Here is a 12,752-nt window from a genome sequence, read left to right as displayed (position 1 = left end):
GTTAAGCTCTTAGCATTTTTATGACGCAGTTATGGATCCGATTCTCTGGGAGAAAATTTTTGCAGACGAGCGAAAACCAAGGGCTAAGCCACTTGGGGCCGATCAGCGCTTGCTAATGCTGCAAAAACTACAAGGAAAATTAGAGCTTGGCTTATTGTTCGAGATTTTCACCCGTGAAATTGAAAAACAGATCGATATCAGCCGTCTGATTTGGGATCTTGATGATACCTGTACCCTGATACGCAGAGGAAAATCAACCGAATTCCGTCAAACGTTTGTCCTTCGCTTTGGCGACAATGAACTCGGAAAACTGCAATACAGCACCCCTTACAAGTTAGACAAAGACGAAATTAACCTCCTCCATACCTATCACCGCCTTTTTGCCGGTCCGCTCGCCAATGCGCTCGAATATCGCCAAGTCAAAAATATGGCTATGCGTGACTACTTATCCGGCCTTGGCAACCGTACCAGCTTTGAGCAAGACATACAGCATGCCATCGCAATGAGTGAGCGCAGAAATGTCGGCCTGGTTCTATTGCTCTTCGATCTGGATAACTTCAAACAAATCAATGATCGCTTTGGTCATTTAGATGGTGATAAGGTGATCCGCCACTTTGCTACGGTGTTAAAGCAATCTGTCCGTGCTTCAGACCGTTGCTACCGAATAGGCGGAGATGAATTTATTATTATCCTTCAGCCTGCAACGGCGGAATCAGCACAGAAAGTCACAAGGCGCGTGCAGCAGTTAACCGTTGAAGATGCAACTCTGCGCACCCTTAAAATCGGTTCCTCTTTTGGTTATGCCCAGTACAATAAAGGTGATACGACCTCCTCCATGATTGATCGCGCCGACCGCCAGCTCTATCAGCAAAAGCGCAATAAATAAACGGCCTACCAATAACCTTACCCTGAACCATATTCATTTTTTACTCCCCCATGTATAGTTAGCTTGATAAACTTCTCTTTAATAAACCCGGCGAAAATAAACCCAGCTTTGAGAAGACTTCCAATTCGCTTTTCCCCTTATTCAGCGAAAGCCAATTAGAAGACTAATTGATTTAAGGAAAGACCATGAAAGTTCATGAATGCTGTGAATTTACCCGTAAAATCTATGCGCAAATCGGTGGTGGTGAACTGGGCTACATTCCGAATGCCATTCATTGTGCGATTAAAACGTTAGATTTTATTGCCGGTAATGAAGAGTTACCTAAAGATATTCGTGAACGCGCCGCCTTTGCGGCCGCTAACTTATTAATGAGTGATCACGAGGATTGAGTCATGAGTTTAGCTAACTACCAAACTATGGATCCCATTATGCTGATGAGCATTGTGAACATGAAAATTCGCGATGAATTTGGTGATTTAGACAGCTTGATTAGCTACTTTGAAATTGATAAAGAGACACTCGTCACTCGCCTTGCGGCTGCAGGTTTTGATTATTTACCACAAGCGAAGCAGTTTCGATAAGCCGATAACTTTCACGACACAGACAAAAAACGGAAGCCAATGGCTTCCGTTTTCTTATCTCTTTTATTTACCCGTGAAGGGATCAATCCATTAAGAAAATGAAGCCCATAGCACTGTTGCAACGAAGACAGGACAAACCACTTTCAGGTATAGCGGCCAAATCTTCCAGAACAAACTGTTTTCAAGATCCGGGCATCCCGCACTCAGCTCTTTGAGCTTACTATTGCGAGACCACACCCAACCGGCAAACAGAGTGAACAGCAATGCCGCTACTGGCTGGAAATACTGTGTGGCGATTGTTGCCACTAAACCAAACATCTCACCGAAATTAAAGATAATCACAACACTGAAAATCGCAATGACTGCCCCTAGTACCCAGCTGGTTGGTTTTCGACGGGTATTAAAGCGTTCACTCACCAGCGATACCGGACATTCCAACATCGAAATGGACGAAGTCAGCGCTGCTATCGTCATCAACACAAAGAACACGAGTGCCAGCAGCTCACCGACAAAGCCCAAGCTATCAAACAGCATCGGAAGTACCGTAAACACCAGAGTATCTGAACTCAGTAGTGAGCCATCCTCGGCATAAATAGCCACGCCTTTTTGCATCGCAACAAACATGGCCGGCATTACCACCATACCGGCAATAATCGCAACGGCGGTATCAACTAATGTGACGCTCAGTGCCATTTTAGGCAGGTTCTCTTTCTTACTCAGGTATGAGCCATAGATCAGCATTGAACAGCCACCTATGGTCAGCGAGAAGAAGCCTTGTCCCATTGCAGCAAGCAATAATCGGCGATCGAAGATTTTGCTAAAGTCAGGAATAATAAAATGCTTCAACCCCTCCATTGCGCCATCTTGGGTCATGATGTAAAGGAACATTAAACCAAACAGCGCAAACAGCGCCGGCATTAGGCGTGTTGACCATTTTTCAATGCCTTGCTTAACTCCGCTTTGGACAATCAAAATAGTCAGTATATAAAAAATGATTGCACCGAAGAGATTTCGTAAAACAGAAAACTCTTTCAGCCATGCGGAGGCTGATTCAAAACCTAAAATATCGGTTACAGCTGCAAACATAAAGGTGATCAACCAGCCGGCGACAATACTGTAAAAAGCCAGAACTAAACATGGTACAACCAAGCCAATGCAGCCAACCATTGCCCCGGCTTTTTTCGCCAGCGGATTATCAGACAGGCTACGCATACTATCGATAGGATTGGCCTGACCATGACGGCCAATCGCCATTTCAGCGACCAGCATCGGAAAAGCGACCACCAGGATCATAAAAAGATACACCAGTACAAACGCACCACCACCATTACTGGCAGCCTGAGTCGGAAAGCCCCAAATGTTCCCTAACCCGACAGCTGCTCCGGCTGCCGCCAGCACAAATCCTACTCTTGAACCAAAATGTTCTCTATTTCCAGCCATTATCCGCACTCATGTCTTTACAAAATCATCGTATCAGCGTGCTAGTACAATAATACCTGCCGTCATCATAAGCAATAGCAGGAAAACCAACTGGACAAATAGTAATCAGACAGCTGTAAATATCGCACTACCCGACATGATCGATGCAAAAAAAGCCGCCAACTGCATATAATGCAGATGACGGCTCAATTTATCAGTGACAGCGATTCAGCTCGGCATTGTTGGTTCGAGAGTAAAGAAGTCAGTCATGACTATTTTAGCTGCGAGAAATACGCCGCGACATTGGCGATATCATCATCACTTAACATCGATGCCTGTGGCTGCATCACCATCGACATTCCGCCATTGCGCTGTTTATTTTTATACGCTTTTAATGCACTCACCAGATACTGTTCGTTCTGGCCTTTCAAATTAGGGTAACCGGGGATCATGGCGATACCGTCGACACCATGGCAGGCGGCACAAATCGCGGCTTTGGCTTTCCCTGCGACAGGATCGCCAGCGGCCATGGCAGGGGATGAGATCACTGCGGCTAACATTGCAAACGCAAGAACTTTCTTCATATCGTCCTCTTTAATATTGTTATAATCTTCATAACGAATTGTGCACCTTTTATATACATAATGCACTTAAGATGTACCATACTGCCAATCCAGCTCACAATCCTGACCGGCAAACCCTTCAACACTAAATAATCCAGCCACGGCCGCTAAGTGCTCACCGTAAAAGATCAATGGAGTACGTCGCCGATTCCAGCTCGGGATACCATATTCCTGAAACAGTTTTTTCAATTTACGCTTACCCACTCGCCCTTGTGGTTTCACCTCAAGCCCTTCCGGCTCAAATCGCACCGATACTACCTCGCCATCCTGTGGCAGACGCAATATACCCTGAGCAGAATGACGCAGAGAGATGGTACCGAGCCCTTGCGGTAACGGATAAACCTGGTCAATGTCGCATACCTGAGACCAGTCACTGATATCAGGCCACTGATCGACAATATACAGCCGCTGCTTATAACGGCGGAGCTGATGGTTGTGCCAGCAAAGTTGCGGATTGGCATCATCTTGCGCCCGTACAACAGAGTGCCAAATCTGTTCTAGCTGAGCCTGAGAGGGCATACTGACATCAAAACCACTTAACCACTGGCGAATAAGTTGCTTACCCATACGTTCGGTTCCTAACGCGCCAATAATTAAACTATGATCTGAATGTAGTGCACCCGCCAACTGGGTGGCAAGTAATTCACGCAAAAGCGATTCTTGTTCACCGCATAGCGCTGCACTGCGCACTACGGCTTTGCGCATGCCAGGCCAGCGTTCCAGTAAGCGGGGCGTGATTTGATGACGGAGAAAATTACGATCATAACGCTGATCCTGATTACTCTCATCTTCGACCCAGCTCAGCTGGTGTTCTGTGCCATAGCTCAGGATCTCCTGGCGACTGGCGTGCAGTAACGGACGCAGGTGACAACCGGCGGCAAATACGGTATGAACAGGCATGGAAGCCAGTCCCGCCGGACCACTGCCGCGCTTCAATGCCAGCAGAAAGGTTTCAAGCTGATCATCAGCATGCTGGGCCGTTAGTAAAGCATCGTGAGGCTGCACATGCCTAGCTAGTGCCAGATAACGCTGCTCCCTGGCCTGCTGCTCGACGCTTATCCGATTTCCCAGCGTCAGGGTGACAGATTCTATCTGGCACTCGATACCTTCTTCCTGTGCCCATTGCTGGCAGCGCTGCGACCATGTATCGGCATTGGCACTTAAACCATGATGAACATGCACAGCCAGGCATTGATAGTGCGGATACTGCCTGATGAAACGCCCCATTAAATGCAACAGCACCCGAGAATCCAACCCGCCGCTTAACGCGAGAATAAAGCGTTTGGAGCGAGGGGCATGTGCTTGCAGGCATGCCGACAGCTGAGAATAAAGCATGGTAAATGAGTTCGCCTTGTTAGGAATGAGCCATACCAAATCCATTAATTATCTGATCAATGGAATGTGTTTCAATAATACCAATCAACCGCGCCTGACAAAACCCAATAAAAAAGCGGGCCAACCTAAGTTGACCCGCTTTAGCGTTCTATTCTGACATCAATGTCGCGGTTTAGCTCGCCGCTACATCTAGCAGTAACCGTAGCTCATCAGACGCTGATAACGGCGCTCTAGCAGCTCATCCGTATCAAACGCTTCAAGTTCAGCCAGATTAGCCAACAGCTGAGCTTTCAGTGACGCCGACATTGCCACTAAATTACGGTGTGCACCGCCTAGTGGCTCTTCAATTATCGAATCAATAAGCTCAAGCTCCTTCAGACGCTGGGCCGTCAGCCCCATAGCTTCAGCAGCCTGAGGGGCTTTATCTGAATCGCGCCATAAGATAGACGCACAGCCTTCTGGCGAAATCACTGAATAGGTAGAGTATTGCAGCATATTGACGCAGTCACCCACCCCAATTGCCAAGGCGCCACCAGAGCCACCTTCACCGACCACATTACAGATCACGGGAACGGTTAAGCCAGCCATATACTTAAGGTTGGTTGCGATCGCTTCTGACTGACCACGCTCTTCTGCACCGACACCAGGATAAGCACCTGCAGTATCGATGAAAGTGATGATTGGCATTTTAAAACGCTCTGCCATTTTCATCAGGCGCAGTGCTTTACGGTAACCTTCCGGTTTTGGCATACCAAAATTTCGGAATACCTTCTCTTTGGTGTCGCGGCCTTTCTGATGACCAATCACCATTACAGGGCGACCATCAAGACGTGCAATCCCGCCAACCAGTGCTTTATCATCGGCAAAAGCACGATCACCAGCCAGTTCATCAAACTCAGTAAAGATGTGCTCAATGTAATCAAAAACATATGGACGCTGCGGATGACGGGCTAGTTGAGCCACCTGCCATGCACCTAAATCACCAAAGATCTTTTTCGTGAGCTCCAGGCTTTTCTTTTCCAGCAGTCCAATTTCTTTATCTAAATCAACCGATGCCGATTCATCACGACGTGACACATCACGTAAGGCTTCAATTTTTGCTTCTAATTCTGCAATCGGTTGTTCAAATTCGAGGAAGTTCAGGCTCATACCACTTTAAATCCTTTTGCCCATGATTATCTGTACAAACATAGGCTAAATTAATTAAATTCAAGCTCGACTTGCTTCTCACCCAGTAAGGCTTTGAGATCAAAAATTAACTGATCTGTTGGCGTAATACGCCATTCTGTCCCTAAAGTGAGTTTGGCACGTGCATTCGAGCGCTGATAATACACATTGACAGGTACTGTACCTGCCCGGTGAGGCTCCAGCACTTGGCTGAAGCGCGCAAAAAATTGTTCATCAACTTGCTTCTCAGTCACTGAGATAGCAAGACTTCTCAGGTGCTTTTCTCTGGCTTCTGAGATATCCAGTACTTCTCTGGCTGACATTTTAAGGCCACCATTGAAATCATCAAAGCTGACCTGTCCAGAAACCACTAATATTTTATCTTTTTCCAGCAAATCAAGATAGCGTTCTAACGCATCAGAGAAAAGCATTACTTCCATCCGGCCCGAACGGTCATCTAGCGTCATCAGACCAATACGGGTACCGCGCTTGGTGGTCATCACTCGCGCCGCAATCACCAACCCCGCCACAGACGCCACTTTATCACGGCTGGTTGGGTGGGCATCTTTCAAACGCCAGGTTGTATAATGCTTCAGTTCAGGGATATAGGCATTAACCGGGTGGCCGGTTAAATACAGCCCTAAGGTTTCCCGCTCCCCTTCCAACCAGACTTTATCTGGCCATTCAGGAATGTTGGCATAGGCCTGCTCCACTTCTTCCGGTGCAGCAGTCAGTACACCGAACATATCAGCCTGACCAAATGCTTCCGCCTGATGGTGCTGGCCTGCAGCTTTAATCGCATCGTTCAGCGTTGCCATCATTGTGGCACGGTTAGGGCCTAAACGATCCATCGCACCGGATTTTATCAGCTTTTCCAGTACTCGCTTATTAACCTTCTTGGTGTCGATTCGGGCGCAGAAATCGAACAGATCTTTGAAGTGACCATCTTTTTTACGTGCTTCAATGATATTTTCAATCGGTCCTTCACCGACGCCTTTTACTGCACCAATACCATAAACTATGGCACCCTGATCATCGACATTAAAGCGATACAGGCCTTTATTGACATCAGGCGGTAGCAGCTTCAGTTTCATCCGATGGCATTCATCCACCAAGCCAATAATTTTATCGGTATTATCCATATCGGCCGTCATTACCGCCGCCATGAACTCTGCAGGATAGTGCGCTTTCAGATATAACGTCTGGTAAGAAACCAATGCATAGGCCGCGGAGTGGGACTTGTTAAAACCATAACCAGCAAACTTTTCAACCAGATCGAAGATCTTCATCGAGAGCTCGCCATCAACCCCGTTTTTAATAGCGCCTTCTTCAAAAATAGCTCGCTGCTTAGCCATCTCTTCCGGTTTTTTCTTACCCATCGCACGGCGAAGCATATCGGCGCCACCGAGCGTATAGCCCGCTAGAACCTGAGCTATCTGCATGACCTGTTCCTGATACAGGATGATGCCGTAAGTAGGCTCAAGGATCTCTTTCAGTGATTCATGCTGCCATTTTTCATCAGGGTAAGAGACAGCCTCACGGCCATGCTTACGGTCGATAAAGTTATCTACCATCCCCGATTGCAATGGTCCAGGTCGGAACAAGGCAACCAGTGCGATCATATCTTCAAAGCAGTCCGGCTGAAGACGTTTGATCAGATCTTTCATGCCTCGGGATTCCAACTGGAACACCGCGGTAGATTCTGAGCGCTGCAGCATGGCGAACGATTTTGCATCCGCCATTGGAATAGCCGCAATATTAACCGGCTCTTTGCCTTCAGCTTCAAGGCGAGGGTTGATCAGGCCAAGTGCCCAGTCAATGATAGTTAAAGTTCGCAGCCCCAGGAAGTCGAACTTAACCAAGCCTGCGGTTTCAACGTCATTCTTATCAAACTGGGTAACCGGGTTTGCCCCTTCTGCATCGCAATACAGCGGGGAAAAATCGGTGATCGTGGTGGGTGAAATAACAACACCACCCGCGTGTTTACCGGCATTACGTGTCACACCTTCAAGAATGCGACACATATCAATCAGAGCTTTAACTTCTTCATCGGCATTATACGCTTCACCCAGTTGCGGTTCGGCATCAAAAGCCTTTGCCAGCGTCATACCGGGTTCAGCAGGGATCAGTTTTGAAATGCGGTCGACGAAGCCATACGGGTGACCAAGCACGCGTCCCACATCACGGATCACCGCTTTGGCCGCCATGGTACCGAAAGTGATGATCTGCGAAACCGCATCGCGGCCATAAATTTCAGCGACGTGATCAATAACCAAATCACGTTTATCCATACAGAAATCGATATCGAAATCGGGCATGGAAACACGTTCCGGGTTCAAGAAACGTTCGAACAGTAAGTCAAATTCCAGCGGATCAAGATCGGTGATACCCAACGCATAAGCCACCAATGAGCCGGCACCGGAACCACGGCCCGGACCTACCGGTACGTCGTTATCTCTTGACCACTGCATAAACTCCATTACGATCAGGAAATAACCGGGGAACCCCATCTGATTGATCACTTCGAGTTCTATCTCTAGGCGCTCGTCGTATTCAGGGCGGCGCTCAGTACGTACCGCATCATCAGGAAAGAGAAATGCTAAGCGTTGCTCTAAACCTTCCCGGGATTTTACGACTAAGAAATCTTCTGTACTCAAATCACCAGTAGGGAAGTTAGGCAGGAAATATTCACCCAGACGTACCGTGACATTACAGCGCTTAGCGATTTCAACGCTATTTTCCAGCGCTTCAGGAATGTCGGCAAACAGCTCGCACATTTCTTCTTCGGTACGTAAATACTGTTGTTCGCTATACAGTTTAGGCCGGTTCGGATCCACCATGGTATAACCGTCATGGATCGCGACCCGAATTTCATGGGCATCAAACTGCTCAGGAGAAATAAACCTCACATCATTGGTTGCCACTACTGGCAGTTCGGCTTGTTCGGCCAGCTCAACCGCAAAGTGCAGGTAAGCATCCTCATCGGCGCGTCCCGTTCGCACCAGCTCGAGGTAATAACAGTCAGGAAAGTGGGTCTGATAAAACTCGACGCAGCGGTTAACGACGGTTTGGTTTCCTTTCAGCAGCGCCTTACCGACATCACCACTCTTGCCGCCCGACAGCAGGATCAATCCCTTTTTATGCTCAGCCAGCCATTCTTTATCGATGACAGGCAAGTGCTGAACATGACCGCGCAGATACGCTTTCGATATCAGCATTGTCAGGTTCTGATAACCGTCATTATCGGCAGCCAATATTGTCAGATCACAGAGATCATTTTCCAGCTCTTCAGACTGAACTTTAAAATCAGCACCAATGATGGGCTTCATTCCGGCACCATGTGCTGCAAAGTAGAATTTCACCAAACCGCACAAGTTAGTGAAGTCGGTTAATGCCATTGCAGGCATACCCAGTTCGGCAACTTTTTTGACTAATGGCGGTACTTTTGACAGACCATCAACCATAGAAAAGTCACTGTGAATACGAAGATGAATAAAGCGAGGTTCAGCCATGACAACCAGATTTGATACGTTCTTAATTTGAAGCAATGATTATAGCCTAAAGGACTGCAATCATCACCGAGAGTGGCTTAATGATAAAACGAACGACCATTAAGCCAGCAGCATAGATGCACTCAACGAGGAAATCAGTCGATACCCAGAATGCGTTTAACTGGCTTAAAGCTCTTACGGTGTTGCTCAATAACCCCATATTGCTCTAAGGCTTCAAAGTGCGCTTTGGTCGGGTAGCCCTTGTGCTTGGCAAAACCATACTCAGGGTGCAAAGCGTCAAGCGCTTCCATTTCGCGATCACGTGTTACTTTGGCGATAATTGATGCCGCACTGATTTCAGCCACCCGTAAATCACCTTTAACCACCGCCTGAGCCGCCATCGGCAACGGTGGAATTTTGTTACCGTCAACTAACACATAGTCAGGTTGTACCGGCAGATCCGCAACGGCGCGTTGCATCGCCACCATCGTCGCCTGCAAAATGTTGAGCTGGTCAATTTCTTCCGGTTCACAGCGACCGAGTGACCAAGCTAATGCTTTCTCTTTGATCTCATCAAACAGCAGATTACGTTTTTTCTCACTCAGCTTCTTAGAATCGGTTAAGCCATCAATCGGATTGCTCGGATCCAGGATCACCGCAGCGGTTACGACCGCGCCGACTAGCGGCCCGCGGCCGACTTCATCAACCCCGGCAATCAGTTGGGCTTGCGGGTATTCAAACGGTTCAAAATCTTTCGTCATTACTCTTAGCTCAAGCTTTATCAATCAACGACAATACCGCCTGGGCGGCTTGCTTATCAGCGTCACATTTTATCCATTGATGCATGCGAGAAAATTCGGCCATCAGAGCGGTATTATCCGCCGATAAATAATGGTCGACGCGTTCAAACAACTTCTCGGGAACGCAGTCTTCTTGCAGTAACTCAGGGACCAGTTGCCGATCTGCCAAAATATTTGGCAGAGAGACATACTTGGTTTTCAGCATCCGACGCATTAGCCAGGCTGTCAGCGCCTTCACTTTATAGCCCACCACCATCGGACGTTTCACCAGCATGCATTCCAGCGCGACGGTACCCGATGCCAGCAATACCGCATCAGAGGCGATCATGACATTACGGGCGGTATCATCTACCAGCACAAAATCCAGCTCGGGGGCGGTTTCCTGCCAGGCTTGTTCAAATTGCTCCCGACGCTTTGGGTTCACTAACGCCACCACAAAACCAAGATCCGGATGCTTGTGCTTAAGCAGCTTACAGGTTTCAATGAAAGGGGCCGCAAGCATCGCCATCTCCCCGCCACGACTGCCTGGCAACACGGCTAACCATCGTTTCGTCGCGCTATAACGACTGTCAGTAAGGTTGAGTAACTCGCGGGCTGCCCGTTGATCGGTCTGCAAAGGGATCGCATCGGCCATCGTGTGGCCAACAAATTCGCACGGCACGTTGAATTTATCGTAAAACGCTTTTTCGAAAGGCAAAAAAGCCAGAACCAAATTGGTCGCGGCTTCAATTTTGAAAATACGCTTCTGACGCCAGGCCCATACCGATGGACTGACATAATGAACGGTTTTAATCCCCTGGCGTTTCAAATCCAGCTCTAAACGCAGATTGAAATCAGGCGCGTCAATGCCGACAAAGACGTCGGGCGGATTATCAGAGAAGTACTTGACCAGCTCAGCCTTCACTTTGAACAAGCGCGGCAGACGACCTAACACTTCCACAATACCCATCACGGCCAGCTCTTCCATATCAAACAGCGCTTCACAGCCCTCTGCTTCCATACGAGGACCGGCAACACCCACAAATTCAGCATCCGGGTATTGTGCTTTAACGGCACGGATAAAACCGGCACCTAAAATATCGCCGGAAATTTCTCCGGCGACAATTCCTATCCGAAGTGGCTTCGTCATATTAGCGAATGATACCGCGCGTCGATTTTTCGAAGAACTCGACAAACAGATCCAAAGACGGATGATCTTTTGCCATTTCTTCGATTTCAGGTTTGACTTCCGCCAGTGTCTTACCGGAACGATACAGGGCTTTGTACACGGCGCGGATCGCTTTGATCTCTGCCTTTTCAAAACCACGTCGCTTCAGACCTTCGACATTTATGCCGAAAGGGGCACAGTGGTTACCTTGCGCCATCACATACGGCGGGACATCTTGAACCACAATAGAACCACCACCCAGCATGCAGTGAGAGCCGATGGTGCAGAACTGGTGGATCGCTGACATGCCGCCGATAATGGCTTGATTACCTATCGTAACGTGACCCGCAAGCGTCGCATTATTGGCAAAAATACAGCGGTCGCCAATCATACAGTCATGGGCAACGTGAGCATTAATCATGAACAGGTTATCGTTGCCCACTTGGGTAATGCCATTATCCTGGGTTGTACCACGGTGCATGGTTACGCTTTCACGAATTGTGTTGCGGTCACCGATTTCAAGGCGCGTCGGTTCACCCGCGTATTTCAGATCCTGACACTCTTCACCAATTGAAGCGAACTGGAAAATACGGTTTTCGCGACCAATCTTGGTTGGGCCTTTCACCACAACGTGCGACATAATCTCAGTGCTTTCGCCGATTTCTACGTCAGCACCAATATAACTAAATGGACCAACTTTTACGTTAGCGCCAATAATTGCCCCATCTTCCACAATTGCGGATGGGTGAATTTGTGCAGTTTCGTGGATCATTAGAATTCTCGCCTTGCGCATTTTAGTTCAGCAGAGCAAACCACTTCGCCATCAACTTTCGCGACACCATTAAACATAGCAATGCCGCGACGTTCTTTCAGGAATTCAACGTCGATAACCAGCTGATCACCCGGCACAACAGGCTTACGGAACTTAGCCTTATCAATGCTAGCAAAGTAATACAGCTCATTTTCAGTTGGCGCACCAAAGGTTTTAAATGCCAGGAGGCCCGTCGCCTGTGCCATTGCTTCCAGAATCATCACACCAGGGAAGATCGGCATTTTTGGAAAATGACCGGTAAACTGAGGCTCATTCACGGAAACATTTTTAATGGCAGTTAAGGTCTTACCCTCATCATAATCCGTTACTCGATCAATCATTAAGAACGGATAACGATGTGGAAGAAGCTCTTGAATTTCTGTGATATTTAGCGTTTTGTTTTCGCTGGTCAAAACTAAAGTCCTGTTCAAAAAAAGACGGCTTTGCGCCTATGGAAAATTATTTAAAATACCGTACAGGTTAAACGCAAAA

Annotated in this window: 12 protein-coding genes; 3 read left to right on the top strand and 9 right to left on the bottom strand. The window is 47.8% G+C overall.

All coding sequences use genetic code 11. The features are described from left to right. Positions 1–31: 31 nt before the first annotated feature. The 3 genes from AC2204_RS17285 (at position 32) to AC2204_RS17275 (ending at position 1,467) form a co-directional block, all read left to right on the top strand. Positions 32–886, top strand: coding sequence for a GGDEF domain-containing protein (locus AC2204_RS17285; protein WP_318926918.1), 855 nt, complete (start codon positions 32–34; stop codon positions 884–886). Positions 887–1,071: 185 nt separating this feature from the next. Continuing rightward, complete coding sequence (locus AC2204_RS17280; protein WP_318926917.1) at positions 1,072–1,275, top strand: YaeP family protein; 204 nt, start codon at positions 1,072–1,074, stop codon at positions 1,273–1,275. Positions 1,276–1,278: 3 nt separating this feature from the next. Further along, on the top strand, positions 1,279–1,467 hold the full coding sequence (locus tag AC2204_RS17275) for a DUF4250 domain-containing protein (RefSeq protein ID WP_318926916.1): 189 nt from the start codon (positions 1,279–1,281) through the stop codon (positions 1,465–1,467). A 90-nt stretch (positions 1,468–1,557) separates the two neighbouring features. Here the strand turns inward: AC2204_RS17275 and AC2204_RS17270 are convergent, their stop codons facing one another. From AC2204_RS17270 to fabZ, 9 genes are all read right to left on the bottom strand, one after another. Further along, complete coding sequence (locus AC2204_RS17270; RefSeq protein ID WP_318926915.1) at positions 1,558–2,907, bottom strand: sodium-dependent transporter; 1,350 nt, start codon at positions 2,905–2,907, stop codon at positions 1,558–1,560. A 251-nt stretch (positions 2,908–3,158) separates the two neighbouring features. After that, the gene (locus AC2204_RS17265) at positions 3,159–3,470 is read right to left on the bottom strand and encodes a c-type cytochrome (protein WP_318926914.1); all 312 of its coding nucleotides are present in this window, start codon (positions 3,468–3,470) and stop codon (positions 3,159–3,161) included. Positions 3,471–3,536: 66 nt separating this feature from the next. Continuing rightward, a complete protein-coding gene (gene tilS, locus AC2204_RS17260; RefSeq protein WP_318926935.1) occupies positions 3,537–4,844 on the bottom strand; it encodes a tRNA lysidine(34) synthetase TilS in 1,308 nt (435 codons plus the stop codon). 189 nt (positions 4,845–5,033) lie between these two features. Next, the gene (gene accA, locus AC2204_RS17255) at positions 5,034–5,993 is read right to left on the bottom strand and encodes an acetyl-CoA carboxylase carboxyl transferase subunit alpha (protein ID WP_318926913.1); all 960 of its coding nucleotides are present in this window, start codon (positions 5,991–5,993) and stop codon (positions 5,034–5,036) included. Between the two features lie 50 nt (positions 5,994–6,043). Beyond that, the gene (dnaE, locus tag AC2204_RS17250; RefSeq protein WP_318926934.1) at positions 6,044–9,523 is read right to left on the bottom strand and encodes a DNA polymerase III subunit alpha; all 3,480 of its coding nucleotides are present in this window, start codon (positions 9,521–9,523) and stop codon (positions 6,044–6,046) included. A 134-nt stretch (positions 9,524–9,657) separates the two neighbouring features. Next, positions 9,658–10,263, bottom strand: coding sequence for a ribonuclease HII (rnhB, locus tag AC2204_RS17245; RefSeq protein ID WP_318926912.1), 606 nt, complete (start codon positions 10,261–10,263; stop codon positions 9,658–9,660). 10 nt (positions 10,264–10,273) lie between these two features. After that, positions 10,274–11,431 (bottom strand): lipid-A-disaccharide synthase, encoded by a 1,158-nt coding sequence (gene lpxB / locus AC2204_RS17240; protein WP_318926911.1) that lies wholly within the window; start codon positions 11,429–11,431, stop codon positions 10,274–10,276. 1 nt (position 11,432) lies between these two features. Further along, positions 11,433–12,221 (bottom strand): acyl-ACP--UDP-N-acetylglucosamine O-acyltransferase, encoded by a 789-nt coding sequence (gene lpxA / locus AC2204_RS17235; protein ID WP_318926910.1) that lies wholly within the window; start codon positions 12,219–12,221, stop codon positions 11,433–11,435. Then, positions 12,221–12,673: a 3-hydroxyacyl-ACP dehydratase FabZ gene (gene fabZ, locus AC2204_RS17230; protein ID WP_318926909.1), complete on the bottom strand. Its 453-nt coding sequence runs from the start codon at positions 12,671–12,673 to the stop codon at positions 12,221–12,223. Before fabZ ends, lpxA begins: the two co-directional genes overlap by 1 nt. Between the last annotated feature and the right edge of the window lie 79 nt (positions 12,674–12,752).

The sequence above is a fragment of the Photobacterium sp. genome, assembly GCF_057456235.1.
The sequence above is the reverse complement of the archived record's forward strand: the minus strand, read 5'-3'. Positions and strand labels throughout refer to the sequence as shown.